Genomic DNA, 24,195 nt, shown 5'->3' on the forward strand with positions numbered 1-24,195 from the left:
GTAATTCACCTGAGTCAAGTTTATGATTGCCATCAAGCGTTGACCGTTTTAGCTTGTACCTTTTACTACATCCCTACTCAGCGTTACTACCTCCTCGCTGCTTTTTTGCAGGTCAGCCGCTTAAACCCGCGACAACTAGTGGAGCTATTGCATTACAAACCAAGCGACCAGCCTTTGAGGAGCTTTGTCCGTCAACCCAACAGTAGGTCTTCCTGGTTCCTGCGTAAGCCCCGAACTCAAATGTTTCGTTCGGTATGAGCACCTCTATAAACTGCCTTCTGCCTCTTACCGTGCACCGCGTCTGCGGAGTCGATCGATCGTCACGGCAATAATAATCACCAGACCTTTAACGACTAGCTGCCAGAAATAGGACATATTCAGCAGCGTCAAACCGTTGTTCAGTACAGCGATGATCAATGCACCGAGTAAGGTTCCGGGCATGGTGCCAATGCCACCTGTGAAGCTGGTGCCGCCTAAGATGACAGCGGCGATCGCGTCCAGTTCATACCCGTTGCCCAGCATCCCCGTCGCACTGTAGAGACGGCTGGAACTCATAACGCCTGCCAGCCCTGCCAGCAAACCGCTGACACCATACACAAACAGCAGCACGCGGTTGACCTTGATACCTGTCAGACGTGCGGCACGTTGATTGCCGCCGACCGCATAGATTTGTACGCCCAGGACGGTGCGCCTTAGGACGAACCAGCTTGCGCCGATCGCCAGCAGCGCAATGACCACTAGCCAGGGCAGCGGACCAAAATAGTCATTGCCAATCCAGGCGAAACCGAGATCGCGGTTGATGACCGTCGTACCGTTTGCCACGAGATATGCCCCACCTCGCCATGCGGTCAGTGCGCCCAGGGTAACGATAAACGGCGGCAAATCCAGAAAGGCAATCAGAGCACCATTTGCCAGCCCCATCAGCAACCCTGTGAGCAGTGCTACAGGAATAGCTGCCCAGCTTAAGGCGGGTAACAGTGATACCAGAACGGCAACGACCGCCGATACACCCAGGATGGAACCCACAGACAGATCAATGCCACCCGTCAGAATGACAAACGTCATCCCAGTTGCCAGCACAATATTGATGGAAGACTGGCGGGCAATGTTGACCAGGTTGCCAGGTGTGAGAAAGCTCGGCGAGAGAACGGTAAAAAGAATACAAATCAGCAGCAAAATTGGCAGAATGCCTGCTAGTTGTAGCCAATTTTTCGTGCTGCCCCGCGATCGCGCTTTGGGTCGATCGCTTGCATTGCCACCCACTGGTCTTAATTCCGTTTGACTCATGATGCGGTTACCTCCGAAGCGCCTGTTGCGTAAGCCATGATGTTCTCCTGCGTAATGTCAATCCCTGTGGTGCCGCCCAATTCGCCCACTAGCTGCCCTTCGCGCATGACGAGGACGCGATCGCTCATGCCCACAATTTCTGCCAGTTCGCTCGACACCATGAGAATGGCAACGCCTTGCGCGGCAAGGTCACTGATGATGCGATAGATTTCGCTTTTGGCACCAATATCAACGCCACGAGTGGGTTCATCCAGCAGCAGCACTCTGGGTTTGATTGCCAGCCAGCGTGCCAGCAGCAGCTTTTGCTGATTGCCACCCGACAAATCCATCGCACGAATCTCCAGGTTTGCCAGTCGGATGTTGAAGTTTTCCACCGCCTCTGATGCGATTTTGCCGATCGTGCCAAAGTTGATAATTCCCGCTTTGGAATCTTGCTTGAGCGAATTGAGGGCAATGTTTTTACCCGAACTCATTTCCAGAAACAAGCCCTGATCTTTGCGGTCTTCGGGCACATAGCCAATGCCAGCAGCGATCGCATCACCGGGCGAATGAATCTCCAGCTTCTTTCCGTGCAAAAAGACTTCACCACTTGCCTTCGGGTCAGCCCCAAAGATCAGCCGCGACAGTTCTGTCCGTCCTGCGCCGACTAAGCCCGACAGCCCGACAATTTCACCTGCATGAAGGGTCAGATTCGCGGGCTTTACTTTGTGTCCATCGCTGATATTTCTCACCTCCAGAACAGCCGCACCCACATTGGTTTGCCGCTGATGTTCATAAAAGTCTCCAACGTCTCTGCCGACCATCATTTGCACCAAACGGTCTGCCGAAATCTCGTCGCGGGTCAGGCTACCGACGTATTCGCCGTCGCGCAGGACGCTAATGCGATCTGCCAGCGCATAGACTTCTTCCATGCGGTGACTGATGTAGATGATGGCAATGCCGTCGCTGCGGAGTTTTTGGATCACTTCAAACAGGCGCTCTGCTTCACGATCGGACAATGCCGCTGTCGGTTCATCCATCACCAAAATGCGGCTTTTGTCTTTGAGAGCACGGGCAATTTCAAGCTGCTGCTGCTCGGCGATCGACAAGCTAGACACCACATCATTGGGCGCAAAATCTGCCCCTAAACTTGCCAACACAGCGGTTGCCTGACGTTCCATCTGGGCGCGATCGAGAAACTGTCCCCGCCGCAACTCACTGCCCATGAAAATGTTTTCCGTTACGGTCAGGTTCGGCGCAACATTCAACTCCTGATAAATCAGCGTGATACCCGCTCGTCGTGCCCGACCTGGATCAGCAATATCTACGACTTCGCCATTGATGCGAATTTCGCCCTCATCGGCAATATAAGCGCCCGCCAGAATTTTCATTAGCGTACTTTTGCCTGCGCCGTTTTCGCCCATCAGCGCATGAACTTCACCGGGGTAGATCGTTAAGTTGACGTTTTGCAACGCTGGCACACCATTAAAGCGTTTGGTAATGTCCCGCATTTCTAAAACGGGTGTGGCGATCGACGTATTAGAACCAGATGTTTGTGTATCGATTGTCATGAATGACTTCCTATGAAATGGTTGTTTAAAGATTGCGTTTTCAGCTATCAGCTATCAGCTATCAGCTTTGAATTCCATGCTGACGGCTGACCGCTAACTCCTAACCGCTTCATTCTCCTGTCCAACCTTTGTATTGGCTGACGTTATCACGGGTAATCAATTTAACAGGAATCAAAATGTTGGGATCGGCTGGTTTTTTGCCGTGTAAAATATCATTGCCGACTTGAACTGCTTTTTGCGTCATGCCTAATGGATTTTGAGCAGCAGTGGCAACGAAAAGGCTTTTAGGGTCTTCGATCGCCTGTTTTGCTTCGGGCGCACCGTCTACACTGACGATGAAAAACTCGCTGCGTTTTGCCTGCTTTGCTGCTAGTTCGGCACCAATCCCACTGGGATCATTGATCGAAAAAACGGCATCAATTTTGGGAAAGGATGTCAGCAAATCGGTCATTACCCGCAAGCCACCATCGCGGCTACCTTCTGCATTTTGGTCTTTGGATAACACCTTAATGCCGGGGTTTTTAGCAAAGACATCTTCACAGCCTTTGATGCGATCGAGCACTGAATTTACGGGCGGACCATTCACAATCACAACATTGCCTTTACCTTTGAGGCGATCGACAATGTATTGACAACTCAGTTCACCCGCCTGCACATTGTTAGACGTAATCGTGGCATCCACACCGCCCTCAGCGCTTGTATCCACCGCAATGATGATTGCCCCTGCTTGCTTTGCCTTTGCTACGGCTGGCGCAATCCCTTTACTGTCAGCTGCGTTTAGAATGATGACATTTGTATTCGACGCAACGAAGTTTTCAATCTGATTAAACTGTTGGTTCAGGTCATAACCACTAGAGACGATCGTCGTTCTCACGCTGTCACCACCGATCTTTTTCGCCTCAGCTTCGGCACCCCGACCCATGAGCACAAAAAAGGGATTACTGAGGTCACCAACGGTTACAGCGATCGACTTCAAATTACCCGTTTGAACTGTCTGCTTAACAGTCGTTTGAGTAGCAGGTGTACAAGCAACCACGCTGACAAGCAAACTAACGATACCAGCCATAATGCTGCTTTGTCGCATCGCGCTACGCATCGCAGTCTTCTTCACGGCAATCTTCTTCACGTTCATTCCTGCCAATTTGTTAACAGAAAGTCAGAAGAATCAAGATCTATAAATCAATCCACAACAGAGATCAACTTGAGTTATCTAAGCTCAAATCAAGCGCTGCTACGAACGTCTACACTGTAGCTTTTCACAACTTCGTTTTTTCAATTCAGGAATCTATTGACATGCATTGCTTCGACACTTTTTTTGCTAAAACATCCTTGAATGAGTACGAGATGAATGTAGCCAACAGCCAAAACGACTGAAATAATGTTGTTATTAGAAGTTACAGATCGTGGTTCAATCAACTCTCTAAGGTCTATCCTACCGTGACGGTTTGCAAAATAAACTCATACATCGATCGTCTATTCCTAAAGATAGATTCCTAATGTCGATGTATTCAAAACTCTACTGCTGGCTTGTTTCAGCTTTTCTCCTACTATTAAGCTGGCAGCAGACTTAATAAAAAGTAACTCCTAACCGCTCATTTAAGCTCTTACAAAACTCTCATGAACCCAACACACATTATTGTTTTTGGCAGCATCAATATGGATTTAGTTGCCAGAACGCGATCATTACCTGTTCCGGGTGAAACCCTGCTTGGCTCCAGCTTTGCAACTATTCCCGGTGGCAAGGGTGCAAATCAAGCAGTAGCGTTAGCGCGGCTAAACATTCCGACTGTGATGGTTGGGCGTGTAGGAGGCGATGATTTTGGGCAGACGTTGCTCTCTAGCCTACAAGCGGCTGGCGTTGAGACAACGGATGTGTTGGTGGATGAATCTCAATCTTCTGGTGTAGCAATGATCGCTGTCGATGATCAGAGCGAGAATCATATCATTGTGATTCCGGGGGCAAACGGAACGATCGGTGCTTCAGATGTCGATCGCTTGACGAAACGCCTACCTGGGACTGCTGCCCTCCTGCTGCAATTGGAAATTCCCCTTCCTGCTGTATTGGCAGCCGCAAAAGCCGCGCACAAAGCAGGCGTGCGCGTAATTCTTGATCCAGCCCCCGCACGGGCGGATCTTCCTGCCGACCTCTATGCCCTCATCAGCATCATGACGCCAAATGCTGTCGAAGCGGCTCAATTGGTAGGGTTTCCAGTGCATGACCCTGCAACAGCCGCGCAAGCTGCTGCCGTGCTTCACCAGCGCGGTGTTGAGACCGTTGTAATTAAGCTTGGTGCAGAGGGAGCGTTTTGCGCGACACCGGACGACGCTTTTTTTGTACCCGCATTTTCAGTGCAGGCGATCGATACGGTAGCGGCGGGTGATGCGTTCAATGGTGGACTCGCGGCTGCTCTAGCAGAAGGGCGTTCCATTCGGCAGGCAACGACGTGGGGTGCAGCAACTGGAGCGTTGGCTGCCACGAAGGAAGGGGCACAGTCATCGCTGCCCGATCGCGCTACGGCTGAGGTGTTTCTCAAGCAGCACGATCGGGCTTAGCTAAGCGTTCCGGCAGGAGAACAACGCCCTTAGGAGTTGTACAGAAATAACAGCATGGTCTGTAGCGGTCAGCCGTCAACCGTCAGCGAAAAGCTGATCGCTGATCCAAAAGTGTGCCGTTATTTTTTAGCAAGCTCTTAGTGGATCAGAGTATTTGATGGCTTCAAGAATTCAACGGTAGGTGTCTGTAGTTCATTTCATGAAATCGATCAAGGTATGAGTTTTCTGCCAAAAAATTACTATCTGAAATGTCTACTCATTCTTCCTTTGAAAGAAACGTTGATTTCAGAAGCCTCAGAACTGAGGGCAGGGAACAAACGCTAAAACTTTTCTTGAAAACGTCCAAGACCTACCGCAAAGTTTGGATGAAGTTACTGTGTTGTTAGCATATAGCGGTTCCCGTTAGAGTGCGGTATCAGGGCTGAGGTTTTAAGGCAGAAGGCAGGAGGCAGGAGGCAGAAGGAAAGCCGCCGTGCTTTTGAACTTCTGCCCTCTGCCTTCGTTCGACTGAGCGCTCACGCCGAAGTCTGCCTTCTGCCTCTTTGCAACTGTATTTCACCGGATTAGGAACCGCTATAATACTTCCTTTACAAGGAGGACTCATTCATCTTTCGCGTCATCTGTAGCTCAAAATTACGTTACTTAAAACGTCCTGATTAAAGTAGCTGTCACTGTAAAGATTGAGTTAGAGGGTTCCCTGCGATTTCTAACCCGATGTTTACAGGTATCTACAAGGTATGGCTGACTCCAAACACAATCTTCGATCGGTAGTAGGTCTCACCCTCTTAGGCATAGCAACCGTTGGCACTGTCCCTGTTAGTTTGGCGACCACACCTGTTTTTCAAAAACAACAGGCTGCTCTCCCGCCCGTAACAGCCCTGCCACTGTCTTCGATCAATGAAGCGTATACCCTTGGGGCAGGCGATCAAATCCAACTTGACATCTTCGATGCTCCGGAATTTAGTGGGCAAAACGGCAGATTTCAAGTGTTAGTAGACGGCACCCTCAATTTGCCGCTAGTGGGTAGCCTATCAGTAAAAGGTTTGACGCTAAAGCAAGCAAGCAATCTTCTCTCGGAGAAGTTCCTGCGCTTTTTTAAGCGCCCTCTGACAACGGTCACATTGCTCGCTCCCCGTCCGGTATCAGTCAGCATTGCAGGAGAGATCAATCGACCAGGCTCTTACACCGTGTCACTGGCACAGCAAAATATAAGCAGCGGCACTCAGTTTCCCACCCTGACCAGCGCGCTCAAATTGGCAGGGGGGATTACCCAGGCAGCCGATGTCAGAAACATTCAAATTCGACGACCACAACGGGTCGGCGGTAACCAGACGGTCACGGTTGATCTCTGGCAGTTTCTGCAAACTGGCGATCGTCAACAAGACCTGGCATTGCGGGATGGCGATTCAATTCTGATTCCAACGGCAACAAATGTCAACTTAGCGGAGTCTGCACAGTTAGCAGATGCAACATTTGCTGCCGATCAGGGACAACCCATCACGATCGCGGTCGTCGGTGAAGTATTCCGTCCAGGTTCCTACACGGTGACGAGTGATGCCCGAACGGGCACTGCTGGTATACCAGGGGTATCAACCCAAACAACTGTAACCCAGGGCGTAAACCAGACTACGAATCCTTTACCAACGGTGACACGCGCTCTTCAAGTGGCAGGTGGCATTAAACCGATGGCGGATATTCGCCGTATTCAAATTCGACGACTCACGCGATCGGGTGAAGAACGATCGATCGATGTTAATTTGCAACGACTGATTAAAGACGGCGATCTTCGTCAGGACACCATTTTGCAAACGGGTGATACCGTTGTCATTCCAACGGCAACGAATCTCACGCCAGCAGAAGCCTCTGAAATTGCCAGCGCCAGTTTCTCTCCCGATACGATTCGGATCAATGTAGTGGGTGAGGTGAAACAACCCGGCGTTGTGCAAGTACCACCCAACACGCCGCTCAACCAGGCATTGCTGGCAGCGGGTGGGTTTGATCCTCGACGCGCCCGCAAAAAGTCAGTTGACCTGATTCGCTTGAACCCAGATGGCACGGTCACTAAGCGAGAAGTTTCAATTGACTTGGCTCGGGGCATTAACGACCAAACGAATCCGGCGCTGCGGAACAACGACATTATTGTCGTGGGACGTTCTGGTCTGACCAGCTTCACCGATGGTCTAGGCACTGTCCTGTCGCCGTTCAACAGTATCTTCTCTATCCTCAACATTTTTGGTCTCTAACGGCTGTTACCCTACCTCTTACTTCACTGAACATGCAATCTTGGGACGGACATGAATAGCAAGCAAAACGCTTCATCCTCGCTCTCTGAAGTAAATGGACAATTTTCTGTACCGCTGCTTCAGCCCACTGGTAGTGAAGAAGAAAAGTGGGATCTGGGTTGGCTAGGTGCGGTTTTGCGGCGACGAGCCTTACTCATTGCCAGTGTGTCTTTGGGTACGATCGCCGTCGCTAGTGGTTTACTTTTCTTCATGTCAAGCTCTACGCCTCCTAAGTTCTCCGGTCGGTTTCAACTGCTGGTTGAACCTGTGACAGCAGAACAACAGCAGGCGCGATCGGCTGCTCGTGCACAAGGTGCAGAGACCATTCAACCTGAGCAGATTAATATTCAGCAATCCAGTCTGGACTACGAGACGCAGATCCGCATTTTGCAGGGTCCCAAATTGATGAATCCGATCGTGAAGCAACTGCAAACGAGGTATCCAGACATCACTTACGAACAGCTGATTAACAGCTTAAAGATTGCTCGCCTGACGACTCTAACCGCTGATAAGAGAGAACAGGGCACAAAGCTGATTGAGGTGAGCTATCAAGACTCCGATCCGCAAAAAGTCCAGTACATTCTTGAACAGGTTTCCAGTGCGTACCTCCGTTACAGCCTTAAGGAGCGACAATCCAGCATTCGGCAGGGGGTGAAATTTATCGACAGCCAGCTACCTCAACTGAGACAGCGCGTCAACGCTTTGCAGGGTCAAATTCAAGCCTTGCGTGAGCGGTACACGATCGTCGATCCCGATTTGCAGGGGCAGCAGTTAACCCAACGCGCTGGGACGCTGGGTCAGCAACAGGCTGATAGCCAAACGCAGCTAGCAGAAACGCAGGCGAAACAACGCACCTTACAGCAGCAGTTGCAAAATTCTAACCTTCAGTCGGTTGTCGGTGAAGCTGCCTACTACCAGGCTCTGCTCACTCAGTACCAGCAAATTGAGAGCCAACTGGCGATCGAATCTGCTCGCCTACAGCCTGGCAACCCGACACTTCAAGCGCTTGAAGAGAAACGCCAGAAGTTACAGAGCGTGTTGCGCCAGGAAGCTGACCGGGTTGTGGGTAAAGCCTCCGATTCGATTACGGTAGCAACGGCTCGCGATCGCGCCATTGCCCAGTCGGGAGCAGAGGTCAATCAGAAGATTCAGCAACTGCCGAATGTGGCGCGGCAGTACACCGATTTACAGCGAGAGTTGGTCATTGCGAATGAAAGCTTAAATAAGTTTTCCAGCCGTCAGGAAGCGCTAGAAATTGATGCCGTTCAACAGGAAGTGCCGTGGGAATTAATCAGACCGCCCGAATTGGTCAAGGATCAACTGGGGAAGCCGATCAACGTTGATGCTACGAGTAAAGTGCGGTTCCTGGCGCTCATTGCGATACTGGGGCTTCTGCTGGGCGTTGGCGTTGGGTTTCTCGTCGAAATTTCCAAAGACGTGCTGCAAACGACCGACGAGGTCAAACGCAGTGCACAACTGCCGTTGCTGGGCAATATTCCCTTTAATGATGCCAAAACGATCGCCTCACCTGGATGGTTGGGCGGTCTTTTCCAGGCTCGATCGACGGCAAAACCCAATGCCAACCAAGCGGCAGGAGTCGATCGCAACAGCCTTTACAATGCCTTCCCCTTTATTGAAGCGTTTCGATCGCTGTACAAAAACATTCGGTTGCTCCCGCTGCGCGCACCTGTACGATCGCTCACTATCAGTTCCCCTGAGCCGGGCGATGGTAAGTCGACGATCGCGGTCAACCTGGCTCAAGCAGCAGCGGCAATGGGACAGCGGGTACTGTTGGTCGATGCAGACTTGCGCCATCCTCAGGTGCATAGCCAGATGAACCTATCGAATGAATGCGGTTTAAGTGACATCCTTACCTCAAATATCAACGTCAGGAATGTGCTCCAGCAGTCACCTCTAAAAGACAATTTGATGGTGTTGACCGCTGGAAAGCCAACGTTAGACCCGGTTGAACTACTGTCTTCTGGAAAAATGCAGTTATTGATGGAACGCTTCCAGATGGTGTTTGATCTGGTGATTTACGACACTCCACCTCTTCTGGGTTTAGCCGATGGCAGTTTGATTGCTGCCCAAACGAATGGATTGGTGCTAGTGATTCGCATGGGCAAGACCAAGCGCCTCGCCCTGAATCAAACCCTGGAGGAAGTGAAGATTTCTTCTACTAACGTTCTCGGTTTAGTGGCAAACGGTGCCAAAGATGCGGCAAATACTCCCTACGGTTACTACCGCCCCTATGTTCAGTCCCAAAATCAAAATGGTTCTGCCCCTGTTGAGGTCTAGCTGCCCCTTTGCTTTGTACTGATATGCACTCATCAGTCACTCCGTCTACATCGTCCGAAGTATCCCCAACCAATGAGGGTCTGTTGCCCCCTGCGCTGCCCGATCGCCATGCTAGTCCTGACGATCTGGGATGGATCACCTCGAGCCTATTCAATCGGCGCACGGGAGCGATCGCAGGAGCCGCGATCGCCACCGTTGCAGGCACTGGTCTCATCCGCTTAGCTGATCAACCCGCAACGTATGAGGGTAAATTTCAGCTACTCGTTGAGTCTGCTGGCACGATCGAGCCTACTGCCCAAACTGCCGCAAATCAAGCAGCGATCGCCGCGCCCAGTATTGATTACGCCAGCCAAATTCAGGTGCTGTGGAGTCCCAAACTGCTCTCGCCTGTTGTACAACAGCTCCAGTCGCAGTACGCTGACCTTACCTACGACACGCTTTCGCAGAAGTTAGATATTGCTCACCGCGATGGCGAAAAAACGCTAGAGCTGACGTACCAGGACACCGACCCCAAAAAAGTGCAGGCGGTACTGGAAAACGTATCGCAAGCCTACCTACAATACAGTCAAGCTTGCCGCACAAGCCTGTGCCGTGAACTTGATTTCGTTGAGCGACGACTGCCTCAACTACAACAGCAGGTAGCAGTGGCACAGCAAAACCTCCAAACGCTTCAGCAGCAGCATGGCATTAGCGAACCGACGGCACTGGGGCAGCAGTTATCTCAACGCCTGACTGTCTTGACCCAACAGCGGCAAGACCTGCAAATTCGGCTGACAGAGGTACGTACGCAGGCAGCCATTCTAGAAAGACGAACAGGGCAAACGGAGACTGGGCAAGTAAAGCAAGCGCTCAGCCAGAACGATCGCTATCAAGCCTTGCTGTCTCAGTTTCAGACGATCGCCGAGCAGCTCACGGTCGAGCTTACCCGTCCGCAGCCAGACAGTACAACGCTACAAGCGCTCAAGCAGCGCTATCAGCAGGTATCTGCCCAAATGACACAGGCAGCGCAACAACCGATCGCTGCCAAACTTGCACAGGCGATCGCTGACTTTCAAGCCAACAAGACAACTGACTATACAGCGGTGACGCATCAGCAAACGCTGTTAGAAGGCGTGACGGCGGCAACGCAAGTGCAGGCATTGACTATTAGCCAGCAGGCGATCGCGCAAACCGAGGAACCGATCAAGCAGCAAATCAAACAGTGGGCGGCACTGGCTCGGCACTACGACGAACTTAATCTGGAGTTAAAGTTTGCCACTGATAATCTAAACCTGTACGAAACAAAACGTGCAGCACTTAAACAGTCTGCACCAGCACAAACCCGCTGGCAGCTTACTGAAGCGCCTGCCATTGAGCAGGTTTCTCATGGCTTTACCCTCTCTGATCCCGAACATCGACTGAGTTTGGGGTTGCTGCTGTCCTTTTTGCTGGTTGTTTTCGTTATGTCCATTGCCGAACACACTACGCTCACGCGATCGCCTCGACGACAGCTATCAGCGCTTCAACCGGAGTTCTCGTGGCAAGCACAACTATCGACCGTTCAGCCCTGGCAACCATCTGACTCATCCGAACCATCTGCGCTGCCCTCACTTCTGGTAATGCCTGCGCTTGCAATGCCGCTGCACGATCGACGCACTACTCTGTTTCTTTTAACAGCGGCAACCCGGATAGGGACGCGAAAGCGGGCAACAGTCACTGCCTGAGCCTCCGTGAACAACTGCTAGGCTGGAGATGTCCTGCTTGAAGAGCGTATGCATAGACTGTTGACAGGACCCCTGACGGTAGAGCGATTGCAGCTTGCGATCGCCAATCTACCCGCTTCGCTCCAGGGCGTGACGCTAACCCAATTTTCTGATTTTCACTTCGATGGAATTCGGCTCTCTGAACGGATGCTGGGAGAAGCGATCGAGGCTAGCAACGCTCTTGAGCCTGATCTGGTTGTCCTTACCGGAGATTTTGTCACGACTGATCCTGCTGCGATTCATAACCTGATTCCGTGGCTTAAAACACTAGAAAGCCGAGCTGGCATCTATGCTGTTTTAGGCAACCACGACATTTGCTACCGTCGATCGCGCCGTGAAATCACGGAGGCACTCACCAGTATTGACATTCAGGTGTTGTGGAATGAAACTGCCTATCCGCTAGGAGCTGGACTCGCGCTGGTTGGTCTGGCTGATTTTTGGTCGGCTTCGTTTAATCCTCTGCCTGTGATGACGGCGATCGAGACTCACATTCCCCGTATCGTGCTGTCGCATAATCCCGATACTGCCGTACCGTTGCAGCAATGGCGCGTTGATTTACAACTCTCTGGACACACCCACGGCGGTCAGGTGGTGCTTCCAGGCATCGGCAACGTGTCGCAGCTCATTTCAACGACGTACTGCAAGTTACCCAGGCAAGCCCGACAGTTTGTACCCTGGATGAAAGAATGCGATCGGGTCTCTAAACACTGGGAGTGGGCGCAAGGACTGCATGATGTGGGCAGCAACCGCCTTTACGTGAATCGCGGCTTGGGTACCTACCTGCCCGGTCGGTTGTTTTGTCCCCCTGAAGTGACTGCTATTACGCTGACCCAAGGTGCTTAATCGCGCCGTTTGGCAAGATATTTCAGAAGGTAGACAGGAGAAAGGAAGTGAGTTGCTACGGTAGGAACGTCAATGTCGATTGGCTATCTGTAGAAATACCTTTAGAAACGAACGAAACAGCTCATGGCACTGCATAGTATTAAAGAGTTTGACCCAAGCCACCGGGATTATTTTGATCATCAAGATATTCAGAGCTTTGGAGTTTACTCCGGAGATGAACAAATCGGCTCTATTGATGACCTGTTAGTCGATGATGATGGCAGCTTCCGCTATTTTGTTGTCCATACTAGCGGCTGGATTCTTGGCAAAAAAGTGCTGTTGCCGATCGCGCGTACTCGCATTGATGATGCTGCACGTCATGTTTACGTCGATCGCTTCAGCAAAACACAGTTAGAGGCTTTGCCTGCTTTCACTCAAAACACAGCCATCGATTTTGACCACGAAGAGCAAGCCAGGCAGATTTACCGTACCGCCGATGTTCCAGCCGCATACGGCGTTGGTTATGCTGGTTCCGCTAGTGCCCCTCCTACGCCAACCGATCCACCTCCGTCCTATGGGGTCGCCTATGCAGGTTATGACACGGCTCCGAGTGCACCATCAGAGGCACCCGCTGGCTATGGTGTTGGGTATACTGGCTACGATAGTGCACCTGCAACGCCCGCAGATCCACCGCCCTCGTATGGGGTTGGTCACGCTGGTTACGATGCCTTAGCAGATGCGTCTTCTCAACCGTCTGAACTAGCGGCTGACCACGACACGTATCGGTATCAGCAAGATCCAGAATTGTATGCCCTGAATGAGCGTGACCACCAAACGCTGAAGCGATATGAAGAGCGGCTGATGGCAAATAAGCAGCGCTAGTCGGTCGCAGCGTCCTACTATCTCCTACTATCTACGTTACCCAGCGATCGACGTTTCAGCCGCCAGACACCAGGCGAGATAGACGGCATGATAAGAGGTGGCGCTTTCAGGTAAGTAAGTGTCATAGCGATCGATAACCCACTTGGTTGCCATTGTGTCTGGTGAGCTTGATGGATCTAACGTCAATTGCTCTCCCATTTGCGGCGGTTCACCCATGGTATTGAAGCCAAGCTGAAGGGCTGATTCGCCAACTTCTGCAAGGTGAATATGAATGTTTTCTTGCGGCTGGAAGAACGACCACTCTGACTTTGGTGCCAGCGGCAAATCTTCTCGTTGCACCTGCGCTAAATAAACTGCCCGCACGTCTTGCCCCAATGTGACAGGCTTGTAAGCTGTAAGCTCAACGATGTGCCAGCGCTTCTGCTTGCCCATTGATACCAGATCATCAATGGCTGGAGGTTGCTCTGCCCACTCTATGCGCACGCTCCGTTCGTGAGCATGTTGGCGATCGGATTCTTTGCAGCACGCATAAATCAGTAAATACATTGCATCTCTAGACTGACAATTTTAAGAACAATTGTACTATATCTAGCCTTGAAGCGATGAAAGGTTCAGCTAATAAACTGGGTTTGAGACTCTGTCATGGCTTTCTCAGTGCTTCTACTCACGCTGGTCGATGCGTTGTATAAGTTCTGATTAAGTCACCGATCAGTTAAAGGCTATCTAAAGCTTAAGAGAATTGAAAAATAGTCCGCTTCGATGCTGTAATACGTCTCTAGCTAGACCTCAGATGAAGGCAGCAAAGGTTAGAAATTATATAGATGAGTAAAACTTTTTGATACCGTAAGGTTATTACTACCGTGTCTAATCAAGTCTATAAGCTCCTCGCTGTCGATGATGTTCCAGACAACCTGTTCCTGCTGCAAACGATACTCGAAGCAGAGGGCTTTACTGTGGACGTAGCAACGAATGGTCGAACGGCACTCAGTAAGATTAAGATGTCTCCACCTGACTTAATTTTGCTAGATGTCATGATGCCTGGTATGACAGGCTATGAAGTGACGCAACGCATTCGGCAGGACGAGAGTCTACCTGCAATACCGATCGTGCTGATCACAGCCCAAGACGAGGCAGCCGCATTACAAGGGCTTGAGTTGGGGGCAAACGACTTTATCAGCAAGCCGATCGACTTTGATGAGCTGTTGGCTAGAGTCCGAGCTTACTTGCATCTAGAACATACCGTTGAAGCGAACAATGTCGTCCTATCAGCTAACTAAGCCAAATTTGCACAACCGCCAAATTTGCACAACCACTTGCTCTTTGGTTGTGCAGACATAGCTCCCATCTGAATCTGAGGCTTATTCTCTAGGGACTGTCGTCAATGACGACTACCCATTGCTTACAGGAAGGGTTCCAATCCCTAGCCTCGTGTGTTGGGGCGGGCGCGACCATGCTGATACCAGAGGTTTCGAGCTGAATTGATGACGCGCCCTAGGTAGCAGCTACACCGAGTTGGAGCGCATAGAGATTGGCATAAACGCCCTGCTGTGCAACCAACTCATCGTGAGTGCCCTGTTCGACAATTTGACCTTGCTGCACCACCAAGACCTGATCAGCTTGCGTGACAGTACTTAGACGATGGGCAATCACAAAGCTAGTGCGACCTTTGAGCAGTCGAGCGATCGCATCTTGCACCAAAGCCTCAGTCCGCGTATCGATACTGCTCGTCGCTTCATCCAGAATCAAAATGCGAGGGTCAATCAAGACTGCACGGGCAATGCTCACCAACTGTCGCTGTCCCTGGCTGAGGGGTGCCCCACGTTCGCCTAGCTGTGTGGCATATCCCTGCGGAAGCGAGGTGATGAATTCATGCACATTTGCTAATTGTGCGGCTGTTTCAATTTGGGCATGGGTGGCTTGCGGTGCACCAAACGCAATATTTTCGGCAACGGTACCGCTGAAGAGAATGTTATCTTGCAGCACAATACCAATCTGTCGGCGCAGACTTGCTTGAGTCACACTGCGAATATCAATGCCATCAATTTTAACCGCGCCGCCTGAAACATCATAGAAACGCAGAATCAGATTGATCACCGTGCTTTTTCCAGCGCCTGTCGGTCCTACAAGCGCGACCATTTGACCAGAATTTGCTGTGAGGCTTACGTCGGTCAGGACAAGCTTTTCTGACGTGTAGCCAAAGGCGACATGCTCAAATGTAACCTTGCCTTGAATAGGAGGCATTTCGATCGCATCGGGTGCATCGTTGAGCTGAGATGGCTCGTCGAGTAGTGAGAAGATCCGCTCTAGCCCTGCAAAAGCCGACTGCGCCTGGGTGTAAAACTGGCTGAGAATCTGAATCGGGCGAAAGAACTGCTGTACATAGAGTAAAAAAGCAGTGACTACGCCGATCGTGGCTGCTCCCGTTACTGCTAGATAGCCGCCATATGCCAGCACAGCCGCTGTTGCTAACGTGTTGAGAAAGTCGATCGACGGCAGGAATGCAGCCGTAATTGCCACAGCCTGTACGTTTGCGTCACGGTTAGCGGCATTGAGCAGGTCAAACTCGGCAATGTTCATCTGCACGCGATTGAACGCCTGGGCTTCGCGGACACTGCCGATGTCTTCTTCGAGCTTAGCGGAGAGTTCGCCGATCGTCTGTCGAGTGACGCGAAAGCGGGTACGTGCCCACCGTGCAAACAACCCTGTGGTGAAAATCATCACAGGCACAACCAGGTTGCTAAGCAACCCAAGCTGTAGGTTAATCGCCAGCATAGCAATGACGATACCAACAAGACTGAAGGTATTGCCGAGCATCTGCGCGATCGTCTGTCCAAATGCCTGATTGACCGTGTTGACATCATTCAGCAGGCGGCTCATCAGATCACCCGCTTCACTGCGATCGAAAAAGCCCAGCGGCAAGCTCTGAATTTTGACAAAAATGTCTTGCCTCAGGTGCGCCAGCAGACGCTGCATGATCGAGCCAACGCGCCAGATTTGCCCCCGAATTGCCCAAACGCCAAGGACATAGATCAACGCCAGCAATCCCAACAACAGCAGCAAACCCGCCAAATTGCCCTGCTGAATCAGATGATCGATCGACCAACCGAGCAGAAAGGGACCGATCACCTGCGTTGCCGCACCGATCATGACCAGAGCGATCGCGATCGGCATTTCTTTCTGGTATGGGCGTAGGTACTGCAAAAAGCGCCGTAGCGTCGAACGTGGCTGCATTGCCGTTTGCTCGGATACCACGATGGGACCTGTACCTCTCATGCCGCTCCTTTGCTGCGCCTTACAATGTTCCAGAGACTTTCCCTACAGTACAGCGACTCAGGAATGATGGCATCGTTTGGGGAACATCGGTTAGAGAATCACTGTATAAGTCTGGGATAGCTATCAGCTATCATCTATCAGCTTTTCTCTGACCGCTAAGGGTTTTGCGGTTGAATAACCGACCCATTAACCAGGTTTCGACGGCGCTCAACCTTCAGTCATAGTGGGTTGAGCATAGCCGAAACCCAAACCACTGGTATCTTGTTTTCTTGCAATCCTCTAACCGCCGACCGCTCCGAGAAAGCAAAGGCTGTACGAATGACACCAACCACAGCCTTTCTCTGACCGCTGACCGCTGACTGCTGACCGCCGACCGCTGACCGCTGACCGCTCCTTAAAAAGCAAAGGTTGTGCGAATGACACCAATGACAACATCGTCATTACCGCTGTTATGGTCGGGTGCTGTAAGCCAAATAATGCCTGGTGTAATGGCGATGTTGTCGGTCAGTTGGAACTGATAGAAGCCCTCAACGTGCAGTGAGGTATCCGGGTCTTCCAAGAAGTTCAGGCGACTGCTGGCTCTGGTCACTTTAGGCTCCATGCCTACAATAATGCCTGCGATGCTCCCCTTCCGAAAGAGATCAGGAAACGCCAGACTGACTGCCCAATTCCAAATATCAACGCTGCCCCTGGTGCCGCTCAGCACATTAGCGGTTGTGTATCCCACGGAGCCATTAATCACAATCTTGGGGTTGAGTTGGAACGATGCTTCCAACCCGAATGAATCACTATTGAATGCCTCACCCAGATTGCCGAGATTAGCATTGTTGCTGCCACCACTGCCATTCGCTGTAAAGTCATTGTTGTAGGCGTGAATGTAGGTCAGCCCGATCGCCAGTGGCTCGAAGGGTCTAAAGGTAAGTTGAGCGATCGCGCCAAACGCACCGTTAAAGAGACCACTACCCGCTGCGGGTGATGCCGAATCATTTGCCAAATACCCCAAACTCAGCTCTAGCTTGTCGCTGAACTCATGCTTAATGCCAACGCCAGCACCGTTGAGCAGGTAATAGATGGAGTTGCGGGTGCCAAAGTTAGTCAGAGCACCGCTGCCACCATCACCATCGAGAAACGGGTTGATGGTATCTGTAAAGTCATCGATCGCACCCGCGTTTGCCTCAAGCACAATAGAGGTCTTTTCGCCTAGCTTGAACTGGTACAGCAGGGCATCAATGCCGACGCTGTTGTTGGAATCTGCCGCAAGGCGCAAATCGCCTTCGGGTGTGAATGTCGCATTGGAGGAAAAGGGCGCTATGTTACCCGCCTGTAGCCGAACGCGCAGCAAGTCTTCGCCATTAAAGCTGGTGTCAAAGTTGAGCCGGATGCGATCGCCCAGAATCGTGTTCTTCTGCACCGCATTACCGTTGACCGTATCGCCTACTGCAACGCCTGCTAAAGCAAAAATTACCTCACCGTTGAGCTTTGTCGTCGTGGAAAACTGTTGTTTTTCCAACGTGGCTGTGCGGGCTTCTAAGCCATCAACACGACCGCGCAAGGTCACTAATTCGGCTGCGAAGTCTTCCTGCAGCTTCTGCAAAATTGCCAGGTCTTCTTTTTTCACCAAATCAGCCGTGCCTGCGGCAATGAGTTCATTCACGCGATCGAGGCACGCATTCAGACCAGCCGCAAATTCATAGCGCGTTGTCGCCCGATTGCCCCGAAAGGTTTTGTCAGGATAACCTACAATGCAGCCATAACGTTCAACCAGCGATTGTAATGCCTGAAATGCCCAATCGGTCGGTTTTACATCCGTTAGCTGAGACACCGACGTTACCTGGGCAACCGCATCATCAGACTCATCGATCGCCTCTGGCTCTACTATCTGGGAGCGATCGATGGCGTTAGAGGCAGGCTGACTGGGCGCGATCGCCACCTTACGAGTCGTTAAAATTATCTGAGTCGCGTGTTCCTCAGACGGCTGCGTATTGGGTACTGGTTGAGGCGCTTGCGCCGCTGCCGCTACCACAGCAGCACCGAGAAGCACTGGGCTAAACAGCAGAGAATGAACAAACTGTTTGAACATGAAAACGATTCCTCACACATGATCTAAAGAACGCGCCAACAAGCCCCACGCAGGCTACCGCATGAAACCTCAGCGTTTGCCAATCAAGCTTCAATGAACTGAATGACCTGAACACGAGAACGATTATCATTCTTTTCGAGACTAAAGTCTACCCGAAAACAGACTAAGGCGTATGCGTTTCGTCCGCTATGCCCCCCTCCCCCTTCCTGCAAGCTGCTTAGCTAGGAATCGAGGGTGTTGAAATCAAACCGCCTGTTACTTTGGGTGCGTTAAGAATGAAATGACCACCGCTCATAGGGGAAGAGCCGATACACGGCAGATCTGACGATAGAAGATCATTATCTAAATGACAATGATTAGCAACAAGTATTTTTAGCTTTTACAGGATGCGTTTGTCAAGCCTTATTGCAAGTATGTTGCAATAGTCTATTGCAATAGCCTGCTCGTTCAAGCCGTTGCCGTTTCCAGACGTATGCCTTTTATCTATGGTTTCATGATGGATGAACCAGTTCCCAATTATTTTGATGGTTCTGGAGACGGTTCAGAATCAGCTATCAGCTATCAGCTATCAGCTATCAGCTATCAGCTTTTTCTGACGGCTGACCGCTGACCGCTGACGGCTGACCGCTCTTATGTGCCTTCTAGAGAGCGAAGTTCCTCATCCATATAGGAGCGATCGCCCAGAACTTCCAGGAGCGGACCCCGATCGCGAAATTTGACGATGCTGACAGACCCTGCAAGGGTGTTGATACGATCGCGGTAGCGTCCCAGCTCGATTCCCAATAAGCCACACAGAATAATCCGAATCGTGGCTTTGTGCGAAACAACCAGCACATTCCCAGACTTATGTTTCTGCTCGATTTCAGCGACAACCGATGAGGCGCGACTGGCAATCTGCACGGATGTTTCGCCGCCTGTAGGTGCGTTCCAGGCAGGTTCCGCTAACCAGCGAACGTAGTCGGTGGCGTAGTGTTCTTGCACATACTCCTGCGTCAGTCCTTCCCATTCACCGTAGCGAATTTCTTTGAGTCCGTCGCGCAGTTGCATTTCTAGCCCGATGGCATCGCACAGAGGTTTAGCAGTGGCGATCGTGCGTTTCATGGGGCTAACGTAGGCGGCAGTCCAGGCGATCGCTTGGTGAGCAACCGCAAATGCCTCAGCCATTTTGAGACCATTCTCTGTGAGATCAGCATCCAAATCGCCACAGTAGCCACCAGAGAGGCTGTAGGTGGTTTCGCCATGCCGCATAAAATATAGCGTTAGGCTCATGAGACTTTTTCGGTGTCCTGCTCGTAGTGCATTTTGTAAACCGGATTGTCGAGTCCCAGTTCGTTCATGACGTTGCGGGCGTGGAGGATGCGATCGGCGATCGACAGCGAATCGCTCAGCACACCAAACAGCGAAATCTCTGCCTCCACTTTACGGATTTCTTGCAGCAGATTTTGTTCGGTTGCGCCCTCAGCCGCGTGCAACTCGCTCATCAGCTTACTGCGCTCGATTTTGTAGTGAGAGTGAGAGTTCTCAAAGTAGTCGTGGAGTTGGGTCACGAGGGACGCAACAGATTGATGATCGACTAAAAAGCGTGGGTCTTTGGTTTCCATTGAGGGTGAGGAGTGAGGAGTAAGGGGTGAGGAGTCAAGAGAAAGCTGAACGCTGAGGGCTGAACGCTGAACGCTCAATTACTCAACTTTCTCCAAACCGATCGCTTAATCTAAGCCTGCGCCTGCCTGGACGTACTCTTTAAGCTCGATCGCAACGGGTTTGACGTGCCAGATATCTTCGCAGTATTCACGAATGGAGCGATCGGACGAAAATTTGCCCATGCGAACCGAGTTGAGAATCGACAGCCGTGTCCAGTTATCCTGGTCACGATACGCCTGACTGACGCGATCCTGGCAGTCGATGTAAGCCTGATAGTCTGCCATCAGCAGGTAATCATCTTTATACAGCAGCGTGTTCACCAACGCGTTAAACAAATTAGTGTCGCCATTCGAGAAACCACCGGAGGCAATCAGATCCATAGCGGCTTTTAGCTCTGGGTTGCTGTCGTAGTATTGCCAGGGGTTGTAGCCTTTGGCTTTAAGCGCGTAGACTTCGGGTGTGGTGAGACCAAACAAGAAGAAGTTATCAGCTCCGACTTCTTCACGGATTTCGACATTGGCACCGTCGAGTGTGCCGATCGTGAGTGAGCCATTCATTGAGAATTTCATGTTCCCGGTACCAGAGGCTTCTTTGCCTGCCAGCGAAATCTGTTCAGAGAGGTCGGCAGCAGGATAGACGCGCTGGGCAAATTTGACGTTGTAGTCTTTGAGGAACACTACTTTGAGACGATCGCGCACATCGGGATCGTTGTTCACCACATCGCCGACCGAGTTGATGAGCTTAATGATCAGCTTCGCCATGTAGTAGCCAGGAGCCGCTTTGCCGCCAAAGATGAATGTGCGGGGCGTAATCTCTACATCAGGATTGGCTTTAATGCGGTTATACAGCGTAATGATGTGAAGCACATCCAGATGCTGCCGCTTGTATTCGTGAATGCGCTTTGCCTGGATATCAAAGAGAGACGTAGGATCAACGTCAACGCCATTAATCTGCTTGATGTAGTCGGCAAGATCTTGCTTAATCTCCAGCTTGATCTGCCGCCACTGCTGGCGAAACTCGGCATCGTCCACAAACGTTTCCAGCTTGCGGAGTTCATCCAGGTGCTTGATCCAGCCGTCGCCAATTTTGCTGTTGATGAGGTTGGTCAGACGAGGATTGCTCAACACCATGAAGCGACGCGGGGTGACACCGTTCGTCTTGTTGCTGAACTTTTCGGGGTATAGCTCGTAGAAATCGCGGAGCACGTCTTGCTTCAGGAGTTCGCTGTGCAGCGCGGCAACACCGTTGATGGCGTGGCTGCCCACACAGGCGAGATGCGCCATGCGGACGTAGCGTTCGCCTGCTTCGTCGATGAGCGACATACGGTTGAGCCGATCGCTATCACCAGGAAACTTCTGGCGAATCTCTTCCAGGAAGCGATCGTTGATTTGATAGATGATTTCGAGATGGCGTGGCAAGAGTGCGCTGAAGAGAGGCAACCCCCAGCGTTCTAGTGCCTCTGGCAGCAGCGTGTGATTGGTGTAGGAGAGTGTTTTCTGGGTAATGTGCCATGCGGCATCCCACTCGATCGCGTGCTCGTCCAGCAGCAGACGCATGAGTTCGGCAACGGCGATCGCGGGGTGCGTGTCATTCAACTGAATCGCAAACTTCTCGTGAAATTGGTCGAGCGAGATGCCCTGACGGGTGAGGATCAAGATCATGTCCTGCAAAGAGCACGACACAAAGAAGATCTGTTGCCCCAGACGCAGCTTCTTGCCCTGAAAGGACTCGTCGTTTGGATAGAGCACCTTCGTCAACGTTTCCGAAACCGTCTTTTGCTGCACCGCACGGAAGTAATCGCCAGAGTTAAAGGCAGCAAAGTCAAACGATTCAGCCGCAGCCGCACTCCAAAGCCTCAGCGTTGTGGCTGTATTCGTCTTGTAGCCCAGAATTGGCGTGTCGTAGGGAATGCCCATCACGAGTTCATTGGGTACCCAGCGGACGCGATCGCGTCCCGCTTCGTCGGTGTAGGCTTCGGTGTGACCGCCCAGCTTCACTTCGACTGCCCATTCGGGACGAGCGATTTCCCAGGGGTTGCCATAGCGCAGCCATTTGTCAGTGCTTTCAAACTGCCAGCCATCGCGGATATCCTGGTCAAAAATACCAAACTCATAGCGAATGCCATAGCCGATCGAGGGAATGTCGAGCGTTGCCATGGAGTCGAGATAACAGGCAGCCAGACGACCTAAGCCACCGTTGCCCAACCCAGGCTCTTCTTCTTGCTGTAGGAGTGCGTCAAAGTCTAGACCGAGTTCGCCGATCGCCTGTTTTACCTCGTCGTAGATGCCCAGGCTGATCAGGTTATTGCCCAAATGAGGACCCATGAGGAACTCGGCAGAAAGGTAGGCAACGGTGCGGGAAGACTGCTCGGTGTAGGTTTCGGCAGTGGTGAGCCAGCGTCGGAGCAAGCGATCGCGCACGGTATACGCCAGCGCCATGTAGTAATCGTTTTGGGTGGCAATCTTGGCAAACTTGCCCTGAATGTAGAAGAGGTTGTCCTGAAAGGCGCGTTTCAGTGTTTCAACGCTCAGCCCGGTACGGTCGTCTTCAACGACGATTGTTGGTACGCATTCGATGGGTTGATTGGGCGCGGTCTGCATGGTTTAAGTCCTTTCAGTATCTACACGTCAGCCAGGTAAAGTACGGCTCCTAGCACTGCTCCAGGGTTAGTCTCTTATCGTAAGGGCATCGGCAGCAATTTTTGCCTTAAGGTTTCCTCAATAAGCATCTAAGACGGATGCAGTGGTATTGGTGCCGTCATCAACGAGGCATTCGGGGTGGCATCGCGTGGTTTCAACGGTGCGATCGCCCAAAACCTCTCGATCGCTGCGACAACTATTGTGATGTCCCACCGTTGCTCAAGTAAAGCCTTTGCCATCGATTCGTCCTCATCCGCTCTCTCTCTAGTTGGCGTGGTTTGAGTTTGCTACATGCTACGCACAGGGTACATTATTGCACTTGCGATTGGGTCGCTCCAGCGATCGCAGTGAGATATTTCATCAGGGGAGATTAGCATCCATACACGTGAGCCTACTGTTTTCCTGGCTACTGACCAGGCGTTGAATGCTAAGAGCTTTCTTAAGGTTTGGGTAAGGAGGCAACGTGCTGCTGGCTGCAAGTGTTAGCTGAAAGAGGGGAATGCTAAAGCAATTACCCTTTATAAAGGAGAAACCAACCATGTCAACCGCTCCCATTAGCGCAGCGCTGACCGCTACCGATCGCGCCGCCGTGATGAATGCGATTACCACCATTAAAGAAACACTCCCGTTCCTGATCGATTTGTCAGTAGACGAACGCAAAGCGCTGCCCAAGATGGGCGATAAGAGCCGAGCGTTTGTCAGCAAGGCGCTGGAAGTTGCTACGCAGAACCCCGACTTTTTGCCGCGATCGTTTGACCTTGATGAAATGCGGAAGGACGTACAGTTGTTTGAGGCAATGTACCCCATTGTGGTGGCGATGGCGCAGCTTCAGGAATTGCTGGACGATACCTACGTGACGGTGGGCAGTGAAGCCTATGCCGCCGCGCTCCAGGTGTATACCTACGCGAAGGCAAGTGGACAGGGCGCAGGGCTGGACTCAGTAGTGGATGAATTGGGGCAACGGTTTGCGCGCAAAGCGAAAAAGACCAAGCCTCAACCGTCAGCGGTGTAAGGTTTAACACGGCGATTTCGGTTTGCAGTGAGAACGTTCTCGTTTAAAGCGGGAACGTTTTTGTTTGCAGTGAGAACGTTCCTGTTTCAAGTTGGAACACTCCTGTTTCAAGTTGGAACACTCCTGTTTCAAGT

General features: G+C 51.5%; 19 protein-coding genes. 8 read left to right on the forward strand and 11 right to left on the reverse strand.

Features of this window, described 5'->3' with window-relative positions; genetic code table 11:
• Positions 1-285: 285 nt before the first annotated feature.
• The 3 genes from AC5JO6_RS24185 to AC5JO6_RS24195 form a co-directional block, all read right to left on the reverse strand.
• On the reverse strand, positions 286-1,287 hold the full coding sequence (locus AC5JO6_RS24185; RefSeq protein WP_496083596.1) for an ABC transporter permease subunit: 1,002 nt from the start codon (positions 1,285-1,287) through the stop codon (positions 286-288).
• Positions 1,284-2,837 (reverse strand): sugar ABC transporter ATP-binding protein, encoded by a 1,554-nt coding sequence (locus AC5JO6_RS24190; protein ID WP_496083597.1) that lies wholly within the window; start codon positions 2,835-2,837, stop codon positions 1,284-1,286. Before AC5JO6_RS24190 ends, AC5JO6_RS24185 begins: the two co-directional genes overlap by 4 nt.
• Before the next feature lie 109 nt (positions 2,838-2,946).
• Positions 2,947-3,969 (reverse strand): ABC transporter substrate-binding protein, encoded by a 1,023-nt coding sequence (locus tag AC5JO6_RS24195; protein WP_496083598.1) that lies wholly within the window; start codon positions 3,967-3,969, stop codon positions 2,947-2,949.
• Positions 3,970-4,454: 485 nt separating this feature from the next.
• On the opposite strand from AC5JO6_RS24195, the gene rbsK reads away from it, so the two are divergent.
• The 6 genes from rbsK (at position 4,455) to AC5JO6_RS24225 (ending at position 13,416) form a co-directional block, all read left to right on the forward strand.
• Positions 4,455-5,390, forward strand: coding sequence for a ribokinase (gene rbsK / locus AC5JO6_RS24200; protein ID WP_496083599.1), 936 nt, complete (start codon positions 4,455-4,457; stop codon positions 5,388-5,390).
• A 737-nt stretch (positions 5,391-6,127) separates the two neighbouring features.
• Positions 6,128-7,633: a polysaccharide biosynthesis/export family protein gene (locus tag AC5JO6_RS24205; protein ID WP_496083600.1), complete on the forward strand. Its 1,506-nt coding sequence runs from the start codon at positions 6,128-6,130 to the stop codon at positions 7,631-7,633.
• Positions 7,634-7,684: 51 nt separating this feature from the next.
• Positions 7,685-9,970, forward strand: a complete 2,286-nt coding sequence (locus AC5JO6_RS24210; protein WP_496083601.1) for a GumC family protein — start codon at positions 7,685-7,687, stop codon at positions 9,968-9,970.
• A 23-nt stretch (positions 9,971-9,993) separates the two neighbouring features.
• Positions 9,994-11,673 (forward strand): GumC domain-containing protein, encoded by a 1,680-nt coding sequence (locus AC5JO6_RS24215; RefSeq protein ID WP_496083602.1) that lies wholly within the window; start codon positions 9,994-9,996, stop codon positions 11,671-11,673.
• A gap of 48 nt (positions 11,674-11,721) precedes the next feature.
• Positions 11,722-12,555 (forward strand): metallophosphoesterase, encoded by an 834-nt coding sequence (locus AC5JO6_RS24220; protein ID WP_496083603.1) that lies wholly within the window; start codon positions 11,722-11,724, stop codon positions 12,553-12,555.
• A gap of 123 nt (positions 12,556-12,678) precedes the next feature.
• Positions 12,679-13,416 carry a PRC-barrel domain-containing protein gene (locus AC5JO6_RS24225; RefSeq protein ID WP_496083604.1) on the forward strand — a complete coding sequence of 246 codons (738 nt, stop codon included), beginning with the start codon at positions 12,679-12,681 and terminating at the stop codon, positions 13,414-13,416.
• A gap of 36 nt (positions 13,417-13,452) precedes the next feature.
• On the opposite strand, the gene AC5JO6_RS24230 is transcribed toward AC5JO6_RS24225, so the two are convergent.
• A complete protein-coding gene (locus tag AC5JO6_RS24230) occupies positions 13,453-13,962 on the reverse strand; it encodes a hypothetical protein (RefSeq protein WP_496083605.1) in 510 nt (169 codons plus the stop codon).
• A 314-nt stretch (positions 13,963-14,276) separates the two neighbouring features.
• Here AC5JO6_RS24230 and AC5JO6_RS24235 point away from each other — a divergent pair, with 314 nt between their 5' ends.
• Entirely contained in the window at positions 14,277-14,693 is a 417-nt protein-coding gene (locus AC5JO6_RS24235; RefSeq protein ID WP_496083606.1) for a response regulator, read from the forward strand.
• A 214-nt stretch (positions 14,694-14,907) separates the two neighbouring features.
• Here AC5JO6_RS24235 and AC5JO6_RS24240 read toward each other — a convergent pair whose 3' ends face one another.
• The 7 genes from AC5JO6_RS24240 to AC5JO6_RS24270 form a co-directional block, all read right to left on the reverse strand.
• A complete protein-coding gene (locus tag AC5JO6_RS24240) occupies positions 14,908-16,689 on the reverse strand; it encodes an ABC transporter ATP-binding protein (protein WP_496083607.1) in 1,782 nt (593 codons plus the stop codon).
• A gap of 279 nt (positions 16,690-16,968) precedes the next feature.
• Positions 16,969-17,094, reverse strand: a complete 126-nt coding sequence (locus AC5JO6_RS24245; protein WP_496083608.1) for a hypothetical protein — start codon at positions 17,092-17,094, stop codon at positions 16,969-16,971.
• Complete coding sequence (locus AC5JO6_RS24250) at positions 17,084-18,769, reverse strand: iron uptake porin (protein ID WP_496083609.1); 1,686 nt, start codon at positions 18,767-18,769, stop codon at positions 17,084-17,086. The genes AC5JO6_RS24245 and AC5JO6_RS24250 overlap by 11 nt, the downstream gene beginning before the upstream one ends.
• Before the next feature lie 630 nt (positions 18,770-19,399).
• A complete protein-coding gene (locus AC5JO6_RS24255) occupies positions 19,400-20,038 on the reverse strand; it encodes a histidine phosphatase family protein (RefSeq protein WP_496083610.1) in 639 nt (212 codons plus the stop codon).
• Positions 20,035-20,370: a hypothetical protein gene (locus AC5JO6_RS24260; protein WP_496083611.1), complete on the reverse strand. Its 336-nt coding sequence runs from the start codon at positions 20,368-20,370 to the stop codon at positions 20,035-20,037. The genes AC5JO6_RS24255 and AC5JO6_RS24260 overlap by 4 nt, the downstream gene beginning before the upstream one ends.
• A gap of 105 nt (positions 20,371-20,475) precedes the next feature.
• On the reverse strand, positions 20,476-23,010 hold the full coding sequence (locus AC5JO6_RS24265; RefSeq protein ID WP_496083612.1) for a glycogen/starch/alpha-glucan phosphorylase: 2,535 nt from the start codon (positions 23,008-23,010) through the stop codon (positions 20,476-20,478).
• A gap of 128 nt (positions 23,011-23,138) precedes the next feature.
• Positions 23,139-23,288 carry a hypothetical protein gene (locus AC5JO6_RS24270; RefSeq protein WP_496083613.1) on the reverse strand — a complete coding sequence of 50 codons (150 nt, stop codon included), beginning with the start codon at positions 23,286-23,288 and terminating at the stop codon, positions 23,139-23,141.
• Between the two features lie 299 nt (positions 23,289-23,587).
• On the opposite strand from AC5JO6_RS24270, the gene AC5JO6_RS24275 reads away from it, so the two are divergent.
• The gene (locus AC5JO6_RS24275) at positions 23,588-24,061 is read left to right on the forward strand and encodes a hypothetical protein (protein WP_496083614.1); all 474 of its coding nucleotides are present in this window, start codon (positions 23,588-23,590) and stop codon (positions 24,059-24,061) included.
• Positions 24,062-24,195 lie beyond the last annotated feature (134 nt).

This window comes from Tildeniella sp., assembly GCF_059505325.1.